The organism is Nitrobacter sp. CN101, assembly GCF_055390255.1.
Genome location: NZ_AP038833.1, coordinates 2,160,820 through 2,180,037, shown reverse-complemented (window position 1 = coordinate 2,180,037; position 19,218 = coordinate 2,160,820). Strand labels below are relative to the sequence as shown.

General features: G+C 60.4%; 18 protein-coding genes and 2 pseudogenes. 7 read left to right on the top strand and 13 right to left on the bottom strand.

Annotation, left to right across the window (positions count from 1 at the left end):
* Positions 1 to 52: 52 nt before the first annotated feature.
* Both ACZ5IL_RS10865 and ACZ5IL_RS10860 read right to left on the bottom strand, forming a co-directional pair.
* Positions 53 to 794 (bottom strand): annotated as a pseudogene (locus ACZ5IL_RS10865) (IS5 family transposase).
* A 69-nt stretch (positions 795 to 863) separates the two neighbouring features.
* Positions 864 to 1,279, bottom strand: a pseudogene (locus ACZ5IL_RS10860) (DUF5131 family protein); the annotation flags it as partial.
* A gap of 131 nt (positions 1,280 to 1,410) precedes the next feature.
* Between ACZ5IL_RS10860 and radA the strand changes: the two are divergent.
* The 3 genes from radA (at position 1,411) to purF (ending at position 5,232) form a co-directional block, all read left to right on the top strand.
* Positions 1,411 to 2,862: a DNA repair protein RadA gene (gene radA / locus ACZ5IL_RS10855; RefSeq protein ID WP_464591316.1), complete on the top strand. Its 1,452-nt coding sequence runs from the start codon at positions 1,411 to 1,413 to the stop codon at positions 2,860 to 2,862.
* A gap of 167 nt (positions 2,863 to 3,029) precedes the next feature.
* Positions 3,030 to 3,659 carry a CvpA family protein gene (locus ACZ5IL_RS10850; protein ID WP_464591314.1) on the top strand — a complete coding sequence of 210 codons (630 nt, stop codon included), beginning with the start codon at positions 3,030 to 3,032 and terminating at the stop codon, positions 3,657 to 3,659.
* Positions 3,660 to 3,717: 58 nt separating this feature from the next.
* Complete coding sequence (purF, locus tag ACZ5IL_RS10845) at positions 3,718 to 5,232, top strand: amidophosphoribosyltransferase (RefSeq protein WP_464591312.1); 1,515 nt, start codon at positions 3,718 to 3,720, stop codon at positions 5,230 to 5,232.
* 10 nt (positions 5,233 to 5,242) lie between these two features.
* Here purF and ACZ5IL_RS10840 read toward each other — a convergent pair whose 3' ends face one another.
* Positions 5,243 to 5,866 carry a class I SAM-dependent DNA methyltransferase gene (locus ACZ5IL_RS10840; RefSeq protein ID WP_464591310.1) on the bottom strand — a complete coding sequence of 208 codons (624 nt, stop codon included), beginning with the start codon at positions 5,864 to 5,866 and terminating at the stop codon, positions 5,243 to 5,245.
* A 165-nt stretch (positions 5,867 to 6,031) separates the two neighbouring features.
* Between ACZ5IL_RS10840 and ACZ5IL_RS10835 the strand changes: the two genes are divergently transcribed.
* Complete coding sequence (locus ACZ5IL_RS10835; protein WP_464591308.1) at positions 6,032 to 6,775, top strand: SDR family NAD(P)-dependent oxidoreductase; 744 nt, start codon at positions 6,032 to 6,034, stop codon at positions 6,773 to 6,775.
* 437 nt (positions 6,776 to 7,212) lie between these two features.
* Here the strand turns inward: ACZ5IL_RS10835 and der are convergent, their stop codons facing one another.
* From der to ACZ5IL_RS10805, 6 genes are all read right to left on the bottom strand, one after another.
* A complete protein-coding gene (gene der / locus ACZ5IL_RS10830; RefSeq protein ID WP_425904917.1) occupies positions 7,213 to 8,595 on the bottom strand; it encodes a ribosome biogenesis GTPase Der in 1,383 nt (460 codons plus the stop codon).
* A 65-nt stretch (positions 8,596 to 8,660) separates the two neighbouring features.
* Positions 8,661 to 9,179 (bottom strand): hypothetical protein, encoded by a 519-nt coding sequence (locus ACZ5IL_RS10825; protein WP_464591306.1) that lies wholly within the window; start codon positions 9,177 to 9,179, stop codon positions 8,661 to 8,663.
* 38 nt (positions 9,180 to 9,217) lie between these two features.
* Entirely contained in the window at positions 9,218 to 9,871 is a 654-nt protein-coding gene (locus ACZ5IL_RS10820; protein WP_464591304.1) for a tetratricopeptide repeat protein, read from the bottom strand.
* Between the two features lie 403 nt (positions 9,872 to 10,274).
* Positions 10,275 to 12,089 carry a di-heme-cytochrome C peroxidase gene (locus ACZ5IL_RS10815; RefSeq protein ID WP_464591302.1) on the bottom strand — a complete coding sequence of 605 codons (1,815 nt, stop codon included), beginning with the start codon at positions 12,087 to 12,089 and terminating at the stop codon, positions 10,275 to 10,277.
* 174 nt (positions 12,090 to 12,263) lie between these two features.
* Positions 12,264 to 13,088 carry a 3-methyl-2-oxobutanoate hydroxymethyltransferase gene (gene panB / locus ACZ5IL_RS10810; protein ID WP_464591300.1) on the bottom strand — a complete coding sequence of 275 codons (825 nt, stop codon included), beginning with the start codon at positions 13,086 to 13,088 and terminating at the stop codon, positions 12,264 to 12,266.
* Position 13,089: 1 nt separating this feature from the next.
* Positions 13,090 to 13,674 carry an NnrU family protein gene (locus ACZ5IL_RS10805; RefSeq protein ID WP_464591298.1) on the bottom strand — a complete coding sequence of 195 codons (585 nt, stop codon included), beginning with the start codon at positions 13,672 to 13,674 and terminating at the stop codon, positions 13,090 to 13,092.
* 173 nt (positions 13,675 to 13,847) lie between these two features.
* On the opposite strand from ACZ5IL_RS10805, the gene ACZ5IL_RS10800 reads away from it, so the two are divergent.
* Positions 13,848 to 14,147 carry a hypothetical protein gene (locus ACZ5IL_RS10800; RefSeq protein ID WP_464591296.1) on the top strand — a complete coding sequence of 100 codons (300 nt, stop codon included), beginning with the start codon at positions 13,848 to 13,850 and terminating at the stop codon, positions 14,145 to 14,147.
* A 53-nt stretch (positions 14,148 to 14,200) separates the two neighbouring features.
* On the opposite strand, the gene ACZ5IL_RS10795 is transcribed toward ACZ5IL_RS10800, so the two are convergent.
* Positions 14,201 to 15,820 (bottom strand): peptide chain release factor 3, encoded by a 1,620-nt coding sequence (locus ACZ5IL_RS10795; RefSeq protein ID WP_464591294.1) that lies wholly within the window; start codon positions 15,818 to 15,820, stop codon positions 14,201 to 14,203.
* 180 nt (positions 15,821 to 16,000) lie between these two features.
* Here ACZ5IL_RS10795 and sugE point away from each other — a divergent pair, with 180 nt between their 5' ends.
* Positions 16,001 to 16,315, top strand: a complete 315-nt coding sequence (sugE, locus tag ACZ5IL_RS10790) for a quaternary ammonium compound efflux SMR transporter SugE (RefSeq protein ID WP_079447111.1) — start codon at positions 16,001 to 16,003, stop codon at positions 16,313 to 16,315.
* Here the strand turns inward: sugE and ACZ5IL_RS10785 are convergent.
* The 3 genes from ACZ5IL_RS10785 to ACZ5IL_RS10775 form a co-directional block, all read right to left on the bottom strand.
* Entirely contained in the window at positions 16,308 to 17,309 is a 1,002-nt protein-coding gene (locus tag ACZ5IL_RS10785) for an anion permease (RefSeq protein WP_464591291.1), read from the bottom strand. The genes sugE and ACZ5IL_RS10785 overlap by 8 nt on opposite strands.
* Before the next feature lie 14 nt (positions 17,310 to 17,323).
* On the bottom strand, positions 17,324 to 17,968 hold the full coding sequence (locus ACZ5IL_RS10780) for a DUF47 domain-containing protein (protein WP_464596893.1): 645 nt from the start codon (positions 17,966 to 17,968) through the stop codon (positions 17,324 to 17,326).
* A 281-nt stretch (positions 17,969 to 18,249) separates the two neighbouring features.
* Entirely contained in the window at positions 18,250 to 18,612 is a 363-nt protein-coding gene (locus tag ACZ5IL_RS10775) for an ArsC family reductase (protein ID WP_464591289.1), read from the bottom strand.
* 55 nt (positions 18,613 to 18,667) lie between these two features.
* On the opposite strand from ACZ5IL_RS10775, the gene ACZ5IL_RS10770 reads away from it, so the two are divergent.
* Complete coding sequence (locus ACZ5IL_RS10770; protein ID WP_464591288.1) at positions 18,668 to 19,114, top strand: copper uptake system-associated protein; 447 nt, start codon at positions 18,668 to 18,670, stop codon at positions 19,112 to 19,114.
* Positions 19,115 to 19,218 lie beyond the last annotated feature (104 nt).

The window sequence follows — 19,218 nt, the reverse complement described above, 5'->3', positions numbered from 1 at the left end:
TGTGAACGATGCAATGATATCCGAAATTGTTTCTAGGCTCAGGACTCATTGATCAGAGCCAAAAGATGACGGCTGCAGCGATGCAGATGGCAGACATGAAGGTATGTGAGCATCGATCGTAGCGGGTGTGGATGGCGGCGCCAGTCCTTGAGCCTGCCGAACGCATTTTCGATCTTGTGTCGTTGGCGATAGAGCATGCGGCTTTGCGCGGCTGGCCTTCGATGGGATGCAGGCCGTGATGCCGCGGGCCGCGAGCGGCTGGCGGAACCAGTTGGCGTCGTAGCCCTTGTCGCCAAGCAACTGCTTCCCGGGCGGCAGCGCATCGATCATCAAGGCCGCCCCCTTATAATCGCTCATCTGGCCTTCGCTGAGCAGCATGATGACAGGGCGTCCCTGACCGTCGCAGACGGCGTGCAGCTTGGAGTTCAAGCCGCCCTTCGTGCGCCCGATACATCGGGGAACAGGTCCTTTTTTAAAAGGCTGGCGGCGGTGCGATGCGCCTTCAGATGCGTCGCATCGATCATCAGGAGAGAGGGCTTGCCACCTTTGCGTGCCAGCTCGGCAAAGATATTGTTGAACACGCCGAGCCGGCTCCAGCGCACGAACCGGTTATAGATCGTCTTATGCGGACCATAGCCGGGCGGCGCATCGCGCCAGCGCAGACCGTTTCTGATGACGAAGACGATGCCGCTGATCACCCGTCGATCGTCAACCCTCGCAATCCCGTGCGACAGCGGAAAATACGGCTCAATCCGGCGCATCTGAGCCTCCGACAGCAACAACAAATCGGCCATGGCGATGTCCCCCAAACATCGCCATTGAATCAACCCGCCAGTCCTCTCGCAACAGATTTAATGGGTCCTGAGCCTAGGAAGCACATCGGAAATCTTTTTGACAAGAACGCCCATTCGCTCCGGGCGCTTAGTCAGGATTTGATAGTGATGATGTGGCGTCGCACGCATGACATTCCACACCTTCGAAATGAAAGCGTCACTGACACTTTCATGAAAAAGGTCGCTCATTGAATTGACGAAAATCTTTTGGGCTTTTTCCATCGCAACGAGATGTTAAGCGAGTTCTTATCTTCTCGAACAACGCCATTCCAGACTGCTCGCTTGCCGCTTCGACGAGTAAGACCTTTGTATTTCGCGACGTCCATCGCCTGTAGCCGCCTCGCCATTTCCATGGCGTAGCAGTTGGTGCAGCCGGCACTGACGATTGTGCAACCTGCTACCGGATTCCATGTGGCGTCGGTCCATTCGATCTGTGTTTCGGCCATTTGGAACCCTCACCAAACTCAGTTACTCTGTCGTCCAAAATAGCGAAAAATTCTTACTAATGATTCCGATTGCTTTGACTTCATCGAACGTTCGTTGTAGAACAAAATGAGAACAAAAGTCAACCGACCATATGCCCAAATCCACCCTCTCCTTTGTCTGCCAGAACTGCGGCGCGGCGTATAACCGCTGGCAGGGCAAGTGCGACGCTTGCGGCGAATGGAATACGCTGGCCGAGGAGGACATAACCGGCGCGACGACGATGCCGGTCAGCATCCGCTCCAAGCGCAAGGGCCGATTGTTCACACTGGAAACGCTGACAGGCCAGACGCAGGATGCACCGCGCCTTTCCTCCGGCATGACTGAGCTTGATCGCGTCACCGGCGGCGGCTTTGTCCGCGGCTCGGTGCTGCTGGTCGGCGGCGACCCGGGGATCGGCAAATCGACTTTACTCACGCAAGCGACGAGCCTGCTGGCGCGCGCCGGCCATCGCGCCGTCTATATCTCGGGTGAGGAAGCGGTCGCGCAAGTGCGATTGCGCGCCGAACGCCTTGGGCTTGCCGACGCACCGGTGCAACTGGCAGCGGAAACCTCTGTTGAGGATATCGTCGCCACGCTGTCCGAAGGTGCGGTGCCGCGCCTCGTGGTGATCGACTCGATCCAGACCATGTGGACCGACACGGTGGAATCCGCGCCGGGAACCGTAACCCAGGTGCGCGCTTCGGCGCAGGCCCTCATTCGTTTCGCAAAAAAGTCCGGGGCGGCGCTGATTCTGGTGGGCCACGTCACCAAGGACGGCCAGATCGCTGGCCCCCGCGTGGTCGAGCACATGGTCGACGCCGTGCTGTCGTTCGAAGGTGAAGGCTCTCAACAATTCCGTATTCTGCGAGCGGTGAAGAACCGGTTCGGCCCCACCGACGAGATCGGCGTCTTCGAGATGACAGGACTCGGCTTGCGCGAGGTCTCCAATCCGTCCGAACTGTTCCTGTCGGAACGTGATCTCGGTAGTCCGGGCACGGCGGTCTTCGCGGGCATCGAGGGCACCAGGCCGGTGCTGGTGGAACTACAGGCATTGGTGGCGCCGACCTCGCTCGGCACACCGCGACGCGCCGTCGTCGGTTGGGATTCGAGCCGGCTGTCCATGGTGCTAGCGGTTCTCGAAGCTCACTGCGGGGTCAAGCTCTCGGGTCACGACGTTTATTTCAATGTGGCGGGTGGTCTGCGAATCAACGAGCCAGCCGCCGATCTTGCCGCGGCTGCGGCGCTCGTGTCTTCGCTGACAAACGCCCAACTCCCGACCGACGCGGTCTATTTCGGCGAGATTTCGCTATCTGGCGCGGTCAGACCGGTAGCCCAAACCTCGGCGCGGCTGAAAGAAGCCGCCAAGCTCGGATTCGGGCGTGCCGTGCTGCCGGAATCGGCCCGTGGAGATGTCGGCGGCGATGCCGGCCTGTCGCTCAATACCGTCGCCGGATTGACGACGCTGGTGGCGGATATCGCAGCGCGCGGACAAAGCCGCTCTGGCAAAACCACCGATCCGGAGAAAAATGCCACACCTGCCCGATTCCGTCGTCAGGACGGCTAAAGCGGCGTGACCTTGCGACCGCCCGCCGCTATACATTCGGCGGCCGCAAGGCCAATGATAGTGTTGTGCGAAAATGTCCCTGCTGGACGCGCTGTATGATCGTCTGCGAGACCAGCAATAAGCAACGATTCGTGGTTTGAGATTTTACGAGCGGACCTGACCAGCCGATGCCGATAACCATCCTCGACCTCGTTCTGCTAGCCGTAATGCTGATTTCGGGGCTGCTGGCGATGATCCGCGGCTTCATGCGCGAAATCCTGTCAATTGCCTCGTGGGGCATAGCCGCGCTGGCCACCCTTTACTCGTTCCAGAAGCTCCTGCCGTTCGCCAAGAATTATATTAACAACGATACGATCGCGGCTGCCGCCGTCATCGGTGGCGTTTTCATCGGCACCTTGATCGTGATTTCCCTCATCACGACACGCATTTCCGACATGGTCCTCGATTCCAGGATCGGCGCACTCGACCGTACCCTTGGTTTCCTGTTCGGACTGGCGCGGGGGCTGCTGATCGTCGTCGTTGCCTTCCTGTTTTTCACCTGGCTGGTTCCGGACAAGCAGCGGCCCGATTGGGTCACGGCGGCAAAATCGCTCACGGTGCTCAATTCCACTGGCGTCTGGCTACAGTCGCTCTTGCCGGACGATCCCGAGAACACCATTTTAAACAAGCTCAAGAAGAATAAGCCCGAAGAGGAGCAGCCGGATGCGGAACCTGCGTCACCGGGTTCCGATGGCTATTCCAAACCTGCCCGAGACGGCCTGCAAAAGCTGATCGACGGCAAACCGGCGGAACAGTAGTTAGAACGCGGACTTGACGTTCACGACTTATTCAGGTCCGACCGAATAGTGAGGCGCAATGGACTGTCAGCAGAGCCTTTCCAGCGACGCGTCCTCGCACGATCCCGAACCTGATTTCGATCTTGACGGCGACATGCTCCGTGAGGAATGCGGCGTGTTCGGCATCTTCGGCCATTCAGAAGCCGCAGCGATCACTGCGCTTGGCCTTCACGCACTCCAGCATCGCGGTCAGGAAGCGGCCGGCATCGTGACCTTCGATGGCCATCGCTTTCACTCTGAACGCCGGCTCGGACTTGTCGGTGACGCCTTCTCCCGCCGCGAGGTCATCGAACGTCTCCCCGGCAGCGCCGCTGTCGGCCACACCCGCTACTCCACCACCGGGGGCACCATCCTGCGGAATGTGCAACCGCTGTTCGCCGAACTCAACGCAGGCGGCTTCGCCGTTGCCCACAATGGTAACCTCACCAACGGACTGACGCTGCGTCGCGAATTGGTAGGCCGCGGCGCGTTGATGCAATCGACCACCGACACCGAGGCCATCCTTCATCTGGTCGCACAGTCAAGGCGCGGCCGCTTCATCGAGCGCTATATCGAAGCGCTTCGGGCTCTCGAGGGCGCCTATGCGCTGGTGTCGCTGACTAACAAGAAGCTGGTCGGAACGCGTGATCCGCGGGGCATCCGTCCGCTCGTGCTCGGCGAACTCGACAGTTGTCCGATCCTTACCTCGGAAACCTGTGCGCTCGATATCATCGGTGCAAAGTATGTCCGTGACATCGAACCCGGCGAAGTCATCGTGTTCCATCGTGTCGATGGCACCATCCAGACCGAAATCCACAAGCCCTTTCCGCCGATGCCGCCAAGGCCGTGTATCTTCGAATACATCTATTTTTCACGGCCAGATTCGATCGTCGAAGGCCGTTCGGTCTACGAAGTTCGCAAGGCGTTCGGCGCACAACTGGCCCGTGAGAGTCACGCCGAGGTCGATGTCGTGGTACCGGTGCCCGATTCCGGCGTGCCTGCCGCCCTTGGCTACAGCCAGTTTTCCGGCGTGCCGTACGAACTCGGGATCATCAGAAACCATTATGTCGGCCGCACGTTCATCCAGCCGGCCCAAAGCGTCCGCGAACTTGGCGTCCGGATGAAGCATTCCGCCAACCGCGCCGCGATCGCCGGCAAACGCATCATCCTGATCGACGACTCGCTGGTGCGCGGCACGACTTCAAGAAAGATCGTTCGCATGATGCGCGATGCCGGAGCCACGGAGGTGCACTTCCGCCTGGCCTCGCCGCCGATCATCCATCCCGATTACTACGGCATCGACCTGCCCGACCGGAGTGGACTATTGGCCGCGACCCACAGCCTCGAGCAGATGCGTGACATGATCGGCGCGGATTCGCTTGCCTTCCTTTCCATCGACGGCATGTACCGCGCCATGGGCGAACCCGGACGCGATCCGGCGAACCCGAAATATTCCGATCATTGCTTTACTGGCGCCTATCCGACCAATCTTACCGACCATACTGACGTCGAACCGCAACCCCATCAGTTGTCGCTGCTCGCGGAAGCGAGCTGACCGGATCGAGTTAGCAAGCGCCAGCACCGCTCCCATCTGATCGGGCCAACCATATGGTGTGGCCACCGCATGCTGCGTCTTCGGCAACGTGGTCGACGACGTCGAATCCGTTAGCCTGCAGCAGCGCCCGATATTCGTGGGGATCAAGACTCGCGTGGTACAGCGCCTCCCCCTGATATGTTCCGATCGCTTCGCCCGCACGCGGGCCGCTGGTAAACATTAGCGCACATCCTTCCGCAGCATGCGCGGCAAAGATTGCAAACATCGCCCGCTGATCGGCCTGTGTGAGATGGAAAAAGCTGTCCCACGCGAGAATGCCGCTAAACCGGCGGCGGAGGGCGAGACTCCGCATGTCGGCGACCACCCACGATTGCGTCGGGAAGCGCTCCCGGCAAATTGCGATCATCGTTTCTGCCGAATCGATGCCGGTGATGTTGTGCCCGGCCTCGATGAGCGCGCGAGCGATCGGCTCACCCGATCCGCAACCGACATCCAGAATGGCCACTCCGGCGCCCGCGACCGCACGAAATCGGTCAAGCCAACCTCGTTCGAACAGGCTCCTGCCGCGCTCTCGATCGAAGGCACGTGCGTGCCGTTCGTAGAGCTCGACAATCCGTTCCGAGGACACATCCATCGACAAACCTTCGGCCTAGAACCACCCGACCATGAAGGCCGCCGCGTTACTGTAACCGTCGGCGGCCGGCATCGGTCGCCATTGGCCTTTGGCTTCGCCAGATAATTCAGGCATAAGACACGGAAAACTCGAGCTCTTCCAATCCTAACACAAAAGCATCCGTCCATGACACAACCGCTCGCCTCCCGCATAGCGCTCGTCAGCGGCGCCTCGCGCGGCATCGGCTACGCCACCGCACGCGCGCTTGCCAAAGCCGGCGCGCATGTCATCGCGGTTGCGCGCACGCAAGGCGGGCTCGAAGAACTCGACGACGACATCCGCAAGGACGGCGGCACCGCGACGCTGGTGCCGCTCAATCTCACCGACTTCGATGGAATCGCACGGCTCGGTGCGGCCCTGAATGAGCGTCACGGCAAACTCGATATCCTCGTCGGCAACGCGGGCATCGCCGGTCCATCCTCCCCGCTCGGCCACATCGAGATGAAGCCATGGCAGGACGTGATGGCGATCAACGTCACCGCGAATTTTCAATTGATCCGGTGCATGGAACCGTTGCTGCAGCAATCGGATGCCGGACGCGCGGTATTCGTTACCGCCAGCGCTGCTGGCGAGGCCAACGCTTATCGCGGTCCCTATGCAGCCTCGAAGGCGGCGCTGGACACGCTGGTACGATGCTGGGCAAACGAGACCGCCTCCACTCCGCTCCGCGTCAACCTGTTCGATCCGGGACCGATCCGGACCCGGATGCGCGCCACAGTGTTCCCCGGCGAGGATCCCATGACGCTGGACACACCGGAACAGGTTGCGGATCTCATTATACCGATGTGCCTTCCTTCCTGGGGCGAGACCGGAAAACTATACGACTACGCCAGCGGCGAGGTTATGAGCTTCGGCTCGCCGCCGGCCTAGAGCCGTTCCGCTTCAGATCGGAATCAAAGCATGGCTCCATGATTTTGATCTGACGCGTTTCTTCCCGCGAACCGGTCTCCACTTCGCTCGAAAACGCTATGGGCGTGCCGACGATTGGCCGCCATCGGTCGCGTTCCGCCAGCGCCGGCGTATTGAATCGTTTGGGACGGCCGCCTCACAAATGACTGGAAGTACGCGATGGATGGTGTCGGGCGGGTCAGGAGCTGTCGATGCAAGCCGTTGTCGAGCGCGTGATACGCGCCTTTACTCTCAGGAACTCACCGTCCGACGAAAAGGCCGACGGCGATTGCCGAACTCCGGCCGGGTTGGCCGCCGACTTGTTGGAGAATTACAGAGTGCATCTTCTGCAGCGCGCACAGCCTCCTTGCAGCCGCTGACGGCATCCTGCTTCTGGACAAATCGATTGGCGGTGCGCGCTATGACTTGCGCTTGCGCTTATGCGCGAACGGATTGGCTTTTTCGCGAAGCGTGACGCGGATCGGCGTGCCGGGGAGATCGAAAAAGCCGCGCAGGCTGTTGACGAGATAGCGCAGATAGAATTCCGGAACCGCGTCCGCCCGCGAACAGAACACAATGAAACTCGGCGGCCGCGCCTTGGCCTGGGTTGCATAGTTGAGTTTTAATCGCCGACCCGAAACAGCTGGCGGCGGGTTGGCATCGACCGCCTGTTCGAACCAGCGATTAAGCGCCGCAGTCGGCACACGGCGATTCCAGACGGCGTAGGCGCTTTGGATCGCCGTCATCAGGCCGTCGATCCCGTCGCCCGTCAGGCCGGAGACCGCGACAATCGGCGCGCCCTTGACCTGCGGCAGCCAGTGATCTGCATCGGTGCGCAGCGACGCGATCCGGCCGGATCCCCGATCCATCAGATCCCATTTGTTAACGGCAATCACCAGAGCGCGGCCTTCACGTTCGATCAGGTCGGCGATGCGGAGGTCCTGCTCCTCGAATTTGTTCTGCACATCCATCATCAGCACGACGACTTCGGCGAACCTGACGGCGCGCAAGGTGTCCGCCACCGACAGTTTCTCGAGCTTCTCCTCGATCCGCGACCTGCGCCGTAGCCCGGCAGTGTCGAAGATCCGGAAATCCCGTCCCTTCCAGTCCAGCTCGACCGAAATGGAATCCCGCGTGGTACCGGCTTCGGAACTGGTCAGCAGCCGCTCTTCCCCAAGCAGATAGTTGATCAGTGTCGATTTACCGGCATTGGGGCGCCCGACAATCGCCACGCGGATCGGCCGCTGCGAGATATCGTCGGACTCGATGATGTCGTCATCGTCGAATTCCTCGGCTTCTTCGGCTGGCTCCGGCATCACGGCACGCAACGCGTCATACAGATCGCTCATGCCCTCGCCGTGCTCGGCGGACACCCCGATCGGATCGCCAAGGCCCAGCGCATAGGATTCCAGCGCGCCGGCGTCCCCGTGCCTGCCCTCGCTCTTGTTGGCAACGAGCACAACCGGCTTGTTGGCGCGGCGCGCGAAATCGGCAAAAGACCGATCGGTCGGCGTCAGGCCCGCACGCGCATCGAATACGAACATGAGGGCATCGGCAGCTGCAATCGCAGCTTCGGTCTGCTCCTGCATTCGCGCCGTCAGCGAGCCGCGCGGACCTTCATCGAGACCAGCGGTGTCGATCACCGTGAAATCGAGGTCACCGAGCCGAGCCTGTCCTTCGCGGCGATCACGCGTCACGCCCGGCTCGTCATCAACCAGCGCCAGCTTCTGCCCGACCAGACGGTTGAACAGGGTCGACTTGCCGACATTGGGTCGGCCTATGATGGCAATGGTGAAGGGCATCGACGCTCCGCGCCCGTTCCGGGCGGCGTCTCAATACCAGTGTTTCAGCAGCGCCGATACCGCTGTCAGCGTGAGAAGCTGCCGCTGGGCATCGGTGCCGGGAATGGCGACGCTGCCGGCTCGGTCTGTTGTGCGGCAGGCGGCGGCGGTGCGGCTTGCTGCGCCGACGGGGACTCTTCTTTTGGCAGGGACGTGGCCCGCCGATGAACGAGACGCTTGGCCTTGCTGGGCGCGGCGGCGGCAGTACCAGCATCAGCGGCGGCGGCCTCGGCGCCACCGGACGAGCCGTTTGCTGCGCCCTGTTGTCGCGCCCGCCTCGATTCTGGCGCCGGTGCCGTGGCAGGCTGAGCTTGCTGAAGCTCGCCGTCGCTCTTGTAAAGATCCTTCGGCACGCCCTGCTCGATGCCCGGAACGCCACCCGGGAAAACCGGCTGGCGGTTGCCCTGCATCTTCTTCTTCGTATCGAGGAAGCCGAGCAAATCGGACGGATCCCAATTGTTCAGGCCGCCACTACCGCAACCAGCCAGCACGCCGCACAGCGAAATCAGAACAGCGAAAGTCAATAGGCGTTGCGAGCGGCGCATCGACGGTTCTCGTTCAAGCTTGAGTTCGACAAACCTGCTCAGCTCTTCGCAACCGGCGGCAGCAAAGCTTGCAGGGCTTCGGCGCGGTTGCGCAGGCTGGACGGCGTCTGTCCGTCCTCGCTGATCATGTCGAGCCACTTCCGTGCAGCCGTGGTGTCGTCGTTGCGCCAAGCGGATAACGCCAAAAGCTCGCGCGCGGTATGGCGAAAGGTCGCCTCGGGCGCAGTCGTCGGCTCGAGCCGCTGCAGCATGTTGTTGTAGGTTTCGGTGTCCACCAGCAATCCGGCGGCGCGCACCCGCGCAAGATCACGCTCGGCGCTGCTGAACCCGCTGTCGGTGGCAATCGCATCATAAAGCTTCACCGCTGCATTGACGTCATGCTTGGCGGCTTCAGCAGCGGCGCGAAGCCGCGACAGATTACGATATCCGGGCGGTGCGGCCTCCGCCAGTTTGGTGAAAGCCGCTTCCGCTTCGGCATGCTTGTTTTGATCGGCCAGCGCAGCCGCCGCTTCAAAGGTCGAGCTGGCCTCGGCGGCCTTCTGGGTCTGGAGATATTGGTATCCACGCCAACCGCCGACAGCGGCAATCACGAGAATGATGGCGGCAATGATTAGCGCCGAATAGCGGCTCCAAATTCTCTGAACCTGTTCGCGACGCAGCTCATCATCAATTTCACTAAATATCTCAGTCACTTACTGCTATCCCCGCTTCCCCAAACCACAGCGCCGCGCCGCGCGCGTCCCCACCAATAGCGATCGCGATATCGTAGCGATATGGCACCGACAAGGCAAAAGCGAGTCCGATGGGCTAAAGCCATTCCGGTCTTGAATCTATCCGAGCCGGAATGGCTTTAATTTTTGTTTTGACGCGTTTTTCTTCACGCGAACAGCCATCCCCTTCGCACGAAAACGCTCTAACCCGCCGATGTAACGCAAGCGTTCAGGTCAACTTCCTGATCTTCTGTCCCGAATCCGAAGGAGCGTAGTGGCAACTTCGGCTTCGGAACAGCGGGGGCACCCGATTATCAAACGAGCGATCCGTTGCACAGGTGGAAACGGTTACGAGCTTTCGCTGGCCAATAAAGCAGGCCAACCGTCAAAGCGTTTTCAGATATTCGAGAAGAGCTTTCTTGTCAGCATCCGGCAGGCTCGTCCCAAATTCGTGACCGCAACGGCTGTTGCCCGAGTTCAGATCGTCACAACCGGTTGTTTCGCGAACATTGCCGGCCTGGGCCTGATTTGAAGAAATGCCGATGTTATTCACGTCATAGTCGGGACCGATCGCAAAACGCTGCTGCCGTTGGCTTGCAGGCTTGAGCAACTCGGCAAGACTTGCGACCGAGCCATTGTGCAGGTACGGAGCGGCCGCCCATATGCCGTAGAGAACTCGCGATTCATAGGCACCCTTCGGGGGCGTTGGGGTTGCAGCGTCCGTTTTCGAGCTTGAGCTTCCAGCATCCATGTCGAGTCGAAGACGGGTTTCGGGAGTTGCAGCGGCGTCGGGAAACCTGAATGCACCCGGCAAGTCCTGCAAGACTGTTGGGAGTCGAGTGGCATCGACGGGCTCGGACGCGCCCTGCGCGACCTCGGGCTTGGCAGAAACACCAAGGGCTCGTGGTGAGGTGCCTTTCGAAAAGCTCAGGACGTGCTCTCCGATCGTGCCGATCACCGAGGTCGAAAGGATGTTGAATGCGAGGTCGGTTTCTTTCAGAGGCTTGGTCGCGAACGGAATGTAAGCACCTTTCAGGACTCCCGATTTGGCCGTCCATCCCAGGATATCGTATTCACGCGTGTCCGTCCCGACGTTCTGAATTGGCGTCGCCCAGGTCTGCTGAAATGGAAAACGCTCCGTGCCGGCTTTTTGGCCATGGCATTCCTGGCAGCCGCCGTCAGCCGCCGACCGGTCAAAGATCGTTTTGCCCTTGGCCGCCAGCGCGGTGTCGACGGACCATGGCCATTTCGGCGGCCCGATTTTCTTTGCCATATCCTCAAGCTTTTGCAGCCCGTCAAAATTCACCGAGTTATTGTTCAGGAAGTCGATAAACAGGCCATCGTGCGTCGGCTGGAAGTTGCCGAACACGCCCATCACTTCGCCAACGTTCCGAGCCAGCCCGAGGATATCGCTCCCGTTATCCGCAAATCCGGGCCACTGCGTCTTGTCCTGTTTGGGCGCGTTCCAGAGAAAAGGATAGCGTACCGGCGCATCGGCTCTGTGAATGTTTTCGGGGATCAAAAATGTCGGCTCCGGGCCGATGCCCAACCCCGTCACGCGATTGAAGATCATGCCGACTGCATCGAGGCGCCCCAATCCCCAGGCGGGGTTCGGAAGAGACCGATCAATGATGGTGTGGTATCGCACGTACCATGCATCGACGTCGCTCCGCAGCGCGGCGACTTTATTGCTATCGGGCTTGGCCGTCTGAAGGACAGACGCTGCAAATGCATTGAACGCGGCATCGTCGGACGTTGCCCGCGCCATCGCCTTATCGAGATCGCTCAAGAACGTTTGGAAATCGACGAGCGCCGGCCCGCCATCGATACGATACTGCCGTTCTGCGACCTTGATCTGGCGGGTGTGGCAGGCGGAGCACGTCATCCCGACAACCTTCGCGCCCGTCGGGCCTGATGCATAAAAACCGACAGGAAGCTCCTGCGAAGCATCGAGCGCCGGCAAATATCCGTATCGTGTCAGCCCGCCGGAAAGAAAGGGAGCCCCGTCAGCTTGCTTGAGCGCCTTGAGCCACGCCAACGGAATGAGGCGCGAACCTTGATCGCGCGTATAGAAATCGGTGCGGCTGGGCATATCCCAAGCTGAGCCTTGGTCGACGAATACCGGACCAGACTCGTCGGCAAAGGATGAGGTGGCGAGAGGAAAATTCAGGAGGACGAGGGCCAGAATAAGGGTTCGCATCTGTGCTCCGAGCGCACAGCCATTTAGGGCTGCCATGTTGTTGTTGACACACCGCAAGCGAGCGGTGGACATTACTTCGCACGGATAGCGTGTTCTCGCAACAGTTGCGACAACAAGAAAATTCTAGTCAAGCGATCATAAAGTTGATGGGGAGTTCGAACCGGCCATGGCGATCTAACTCTTCGGCTTCATCGCATAAACGTGCTCGGGGCCGGGAAAGGCGCGGCTGCGCACGTCGCGTGCATAGCCTTCGATCGCGGCCTCGATCATCGGGCCGAGTTCGCCATAACGCCGGACAAATTTCGGCGCTCGCGGCGACAAGCCGAGCATGTCCTCCAACACCAGCACCTGGCCGTCGCAGGCGGGACTGGCGCCGATGCCGATCGTCGGGATCGCCACCGTTTCCGTGATCTTGCGCGCCAACGGCTCCGCGACCGCTTCGATCACCATCGAGAACGCGCCCGCCTCCGCCACGGCCCGCGCATCGTCCTCGATCGGCTGCCAAGTTCCTTCCTCGCGTCCCTGCGCACGAAATGAGCCGAGCGTGTTGATCGATTGCGGTGTCAGGCCGACATGCCCCATCACAGGAACACCGCGCGCGGTGAGAAACGCGATGGTTTCCGCCATCTTCACGCCGCCTTCGAGCTTCACCGCGCCGCAAAGCGTCTCCTTGAGAAGGCGCGCGGCGGAATGAAACGCCTGCTCCTTGGAAGCCTCATAGGAACCGAACGGCATGTCGACCACGACCAATGCTTGTTGCGAGCCGCGCATCACCGCGCGGCCCTGCAGGATCATCATGTCGAGCGTGACCGGCACGGTGGTCTCGAAACCGTGCATCACGTTGCCCAGACTGTCACCGACCAAGATGATGTCACAATAGCGGTCGACCAGCGCCGCGGTATGAGCATGATACGAGGTCAGCATCACGATCGGATCGCCGTTCTTGCGAGCGCGAATGTCGGGTGCTGTCCTGCGCCTGATGGTCGACTGGACCGACATCTCAGGCTCCGAAGACGGGAACGCCGACAACATGCGGATGGAAAAGAGCGCCGAGCGCGAGATAGACGGCGACGCCGACGACAACCGCGATCACGTCGTTGCGAACCCCGCCGACCGGGATCTGCAGGCCGCTTGGATCAGTGCGGTGCTTGAGTGAAATGCGGTCGATAACCGCCCACGCCAGGATCGATCCGAACAGGATCATCGAGCCGAGATCACCGTTGGAGAGCAGATGCGCCGTCGCCCACAGCTTGATCCCTGCTAGCATCGGATGCTTCAGCTTTGCATAGATGCGACCACGGATATAGGACGCGACGACAAGAATGATGGAGGGCAGGATCAGCGCTTCGGCGATGTGCTTCATCACGCGCGGCGGATACCAGACGTCGATCCAGCCGGTGGCGCGATAGTGCAGAAATCCCCAGAGGGTCAGCGCGACGCCAACCGCTGATATGAGCGAAAACCCGATTTTGTATGGTCCTTCGCCATAGGACGCGATCAAGCGCGCGCGAAACTCACGTCGTGTCGCGGCGAGATGAACGCCGAGGGACAAAACAAGGCCAGCAATCATCACGAGTAGTCCCATCGCATCCTCCTATGAGCACTGGTCTCGATTAACATTTTCGAGGAGTTTCAGGCAACATGGCGCAATAACGAAGGCAAACACGTTTTTGTCGCAACAACACCTAGTAATCACCCAAAAAAAACGAAGAACGCCAGCACACGATCGCCGCTCCACCAAACCAGATGGAGCTTTCAATGAACGTCAGACTTCTCGTCGCCGCCATCGCTATCACAGTCTTCGGCGTTGCCGGCGCCCAGGCCCAGCAGCTCTCACCCCAGGGTCAAGTACAGCAGAACGACAGCGTGCGTGGCAGCGCAGGAGCGGCCGGGTCCGCGCATACTCAGAAAGTTCACCCGAAAGGATCGGCTAAGGGCACGGTCGGCGCGGCACCTGGGCGCAGCGGCAGCGGCGTCGATGCTGGCGCCTCCGGCTCGGTAGACGCACCGCCGGCGAACGTCAACGGTAGCGCCCGCACTGGCGGCTCGATGCGCTAACTCCACGTTTCGGGAAACGGCCGGTCCCGCACCGGCCGTTTTTCGTTGCGGAATTATGACGTCTTCTTCACGTCCTTGACACTGGAAAAGACGATGCCATCGGCACGCTCTCGTGTGTAGCCAAGATAGAATTCGTTCTTGGCCAGAAATACCGGATCGCCATCGACGTCGTCAGCGACGCCGGAGCCGTTGGCGGCGATGAAGGCATCGAGCTTCTTGCGGTCGTCGGATGAAATCCAGCGCGCAAGCTGAAATTCGCAGATCTCGAAATCCACCGGCAGCGAATACTCGGCATCGAGGCGGGCTTTCAGCACATCGAGCTGCAACATCCCGACAACGCCGACGAGAGCGGGCGCGCCGTCGCGCGGGCGGAAAACCTGCACCACGCCCTCCTCCGACATCTGCTGCAGGGCCTCCTTCAGCTTTTTCGCCTTCATCGCATCGGTTAGCCTCACTCGCCGCACGATTTCCGGCGCGAACGACGGCACACCTACAAAGGTGACATCCTCACCTTCGGTCAGGGTATCGCCGATCCGCAACGTACCATGATTGGGAATGCCGACCACGTCGCCGGCGAAGGCCTCATCCGCAATGGCGCGATCTTGCGCAAAGAAGAACTGCGGCGACGACAACGGCATCGGCTTTCCGGTGCGCACCAGCTTCGCCTTCATGCCGCGCGTGAGCTTGCCAGAACATAGACGCGCAAAGGCGATGCGGTCGCGATGATTGGGATCCATGTTCGCTTGAATCTTAAACACGAAGGCGGTCATGCGCGGTTCGTCGGCCTCGACCTTGCGCAGGTTGGACTCCTGCGCACGCGGAGGGGGCGCGAATTTTCCGAGTCCTTCCAGAAGATCGCCGACGCCGAAATTGCGCAGCGCCGAGCCAAAATACACCGGGGTTAGGTGCCCCTCGCGAAATGCTTCAAGCTCGAACGGTTTGCAGGCTTCGGTTGCCAGCGCCAGTTCATCCCTGACCTCGTCGACATTCAGATTGGCGTTACGCGCTGCGAGATCGGCGATGTCGATCCGTTCGGCCGCGCCGGTCTTGGCGCCGCTGCCCTCGAGCAGGCGGATGCCGCCGGTCGCGATATCGTAGGTGCCGAGAAAATCGCGGCCGCGTCCGACCGGCCATGTCATCGGCGTAGTATCGAGCGCCAAAGTCTTTTCAATCTCGTCCAGCAACTCGAAGGTATCGCGGCTCTCCCGATCCATCTTGTTGATGAAGGTGATGATCGGGATATCGCGGAGACGGCAGACCTCGAACAGCTTTCGGGTGCGCGCCTCGATGCCCTTGGCCGCGTCGATCACCATAACCGCCGAATCCACCGCGGTCAGTGTGCGGTAGGTGTCCTCGGAAAAGTCCTCGTGGCCAGGCGTGTCCAGCAGATTGAATACCCGGCCATCGAACTCGAACGTCATCACCGATGTGACCACCGAAATGCCGCGATCACGCTCGATTTTCATCCAGTCGGAACGGGTATTGCGTCGCTCCCCTTTTGCCTTCACCTGTCCGGCGAGATTGATGGCGCCGCCGAACAGCAGGAGCTTTTCCGTCAGCGTCGTCTTGCCGGCGTCCGGATGCGAGATGATCGCGAAAGTGCGCCGGCGCGCGACTTCGGTCGCCAATGGCGAGCGCGGAGACGTGTCAGTCTGCAAAGCGAGGTCGGACATCAGCGAGCTGTGTGGCAGGGAAAATCGGCCGGATCAAGGGGTTTCCATCCCGCACCTCAAGCGCCGCCGGGAGCTTGCCGCGTGCTCCCGCCTGCCCCATATCAAGGCTGGGGAAGGACGACCTTCCATCTCATACGACAACCGCGGGGACGGCCCTGCCTCATGATTTGGGAGGGTCCTATGGCCTGGTTTTTGTTGCTCGCCGCCGGATTGATGGAAGTTGGCTGGGCGATCGGCCTTAAATACACTGAAGGATTCACGCGGCTGATGCCGTCGGTGCTGACATTGACAGCCATGGCGATCAGCATGGCGTTGCTCGGACTAGCGCTCAAAACGCTACCGATCGGTACCGCCTACGCGGTCTGGACCGGCATCGGCGCGGTCGGAACCGCAATTCTCGGCATCGTGCTATTCGGTGATCCAGCGACAATGGCGCGGCTCGCCTGTATCGGTCTCATCGTCGCCGGCATTGCCGGGCTAAAGCTCGTTACTTGACGAACGCCACGACCCAATAGGCTAGCGCGGCGACGATTGCCGATGCGGGAATTGTGATGACCCACGCATAGACGATGGAACTGGCGACGTTCCAGCGTACCGCGGACAACCGCCGCGCCGCGCCGACGCCCACGATGGAGCCGGTGATGGTGTGGGTCGTAGAAACCGGGACGCCGAGAAACGTCGCCATGAATAGTGTGGCCGCGCCGCCGGTCTCCGCGCAGAAGCCCTGCATCGGCGTCAGCTTGGTGATACGAAGACCCATCGTCCGCACGATCCGCCAGCCGCCCATGAGGGTTCCCAGCGCCATTGCGGCCTGACAGGATAACACCACCCAGAACGGCACGCTGAATTCGCTGCCGAGATAACCCTGCGAAAACAGCAGCACGGCAATGATGCCCATGGTCTTCTGCGCGTCATTCCCACCGTGCCCCAACGAATAAAGCGAAGCGGAAAAAAACTGAAAAATGCGGAATGCACGATCGACCGCGAAGGGCGTCGAGCGCACCGATAGCCATGAGACGATGGCGACCAGCACCAGCGCCAGCAGAAAACCAATCAGCGGCGACAATACGATCGCAAGTAACGTCTTCGACAACCCACTCCAGACCGCCGCCGAGAGGCCGGCTTTGGCGATGCCTCCACCAACCAGACCACCGATCAGGGCGTGCGAGCTGCTTGACGGAATCCCGAGTCCCCAGGTGACCAGGTTCCAGACAATCGCGCCAACCAGCGCAGCGAAGATCACCTGCGCGTCAATCACATTCGGATCTATGATTCCGGTGCCGATGGTATTTGCGACATGCAGACCGAATATCAGGAAGGCGATGAAGTTGAAGAAGGCTGCCCAAAACACCGCGTATTGCGGTCGCAGCACTCGGGTGGAGACGATGGTCGCGATCGAATTCGCGGCGTCGTGCAGTCCGTTCAGGAAATCGAACAGAAGCGCGACGGCGATCAGGCCGACAAGGACCGGAAGACCAATGGCGTCCACGGTGCGGCCCTGCCCTATACCTGCTCGATGACGATGCTGCTGATCTCGTTGGCTACGTCATCGAAGCGGTCGGCGACCTTCTCCAGATGATCGTAGATTTCGACACCGACAATGAAGTCCATGGCATTGGCGTTGCGGTGCTTCAAGAAAAGCTCCTTCAGGCCGATATCGTGCAGATCATCGACACGGCCTTCCAGCTTGCCCAGTTCCTCGGTAATTGCCATCAGCATCGCGACGTTGTTGCTGATCGACTCCAGCAACGGTAGCGCCCGATGGACCAGATTGGCGCATTCCACGATCAGCGTACCTATCTCGCGCATCGGCGGCTCAAAGCTGAGCACCTCGAACAGCACCACGGCCTTCGCCGTCTGCTGCATCTGGTCGATGGCGTCATCCATCGAAGTGATCAGGTTTTTAATGTCGACGCGATCGAATGGCGTGATGAAGGTGCGCCGAACCGCCGTCAGCACCTCGCGCGTGATGCCGTCCGCATCGTTTTCAAGCTGGCTGACCCGCTGGCAAAAAATCGGCGTTTCTTCACCACCCTTCAGCATTCCCTGAAGCGCAGCTGCCCCCTGCACAACTGTCTGCGAATGACGGGCAAATAAGTCGAAAAAGCGCTCCTCTTTCGGCAGAAAGAACCGGAACAAACGCAGCATCGCAACATCCACTTTGCAGACAAGAACCGGGCCGCCAGTCCGGATCGCAGGGATGTCATAAACCATTTCCGGCAAAGGTGGGCAATCGGCATCGCAACCGCCGGGATCATCCACCGGTTTATGGGCCTCCTGCCCCGGATGAGTGATTCACAACGATTGCTTGAAATCATGAGCAATTTCGCTGACTACACCGCAGCAGAGGACCAACGCGCAGACGACGAAAATCGCGACTGGATCACCGTGACCCATTCACGCCGGCGACGTGTAGCGAAGCAGTGCTTTCACTTCGCCTTCGGCGGTCGAAGCTCTTTTTCATAGACCTCAGGCTTGAAGCCGATGAGCAGCTTGCCGCCAGCCTCCAGCACAGGTCGTTTGATCATCGAGGGCTGTTCAATCATGAGTGCCAATGCGCGGGCTTCCGTCAATCCCGCCTTCTCCACATCCGGCAATTTGCGAAACGTGGTGCCGGCGCGGTTGAGCAATGTTTCCCAGCCGAGCTTTGCGACCCATCTTTTGAGCCGGGCGTCATCGATGCCAGCCGTCTTGTAGTCATGAAAGTTGTAGCCGATGCCATGATCGTCGAGCCATGCGCGCGCCTTCTTCATGGTGTCGCAGTTCTTGATGCCGTAGATGGTGTTGGTCAACGCAAGGCGCTCCGGAGATTGCTGTATTATGAAGCGGATGTATAAGGAGATTTCGGTGCTGACGAAACTACTTGCCGCACTCATCGTACTCTGGAGCCTCGCCGGATCGGCGATCGCGGGGCCTGACGAGGACGCTGTGCGCGATTTGCTCCATTCGACCTTCGACAAGCCTGAAGCAAAGCTGGATGTCGCGCCTGTGGTCGCCCTGGCGGGCTATGCGATTGCGGGCTGGACGCAGGGCGAGACCGGTGGGCGCGCGCTCCTCCGTAACAAGCACGGACGCTGGACCATAATCCTCTGCGCGGGAGACGAAATCAGGAGCGCCGAGGCATTGCAGCATGCCGGCATTGCCCCTGACGTCGCAAACGCACTCGCCCAGGCGCTCGTGAAAGCCGAGCAAACGGTTCCGGCCGACCGGCTTGCAATGTTTGCCCGGTTTGAGGGGCTGCTGCGGATGGACGAGGCGGGCAACCACCCTCCGGCTCATGATCGGGCGCACTGATCAACGATACGGGACCAAGCCAGCTGGCCTCGGGATTTGGCGGCGGCGGCTTTCACCGGTTGCATGCCGCAAATCGGCTGCTATACCGCAGCATCCCGCTTACC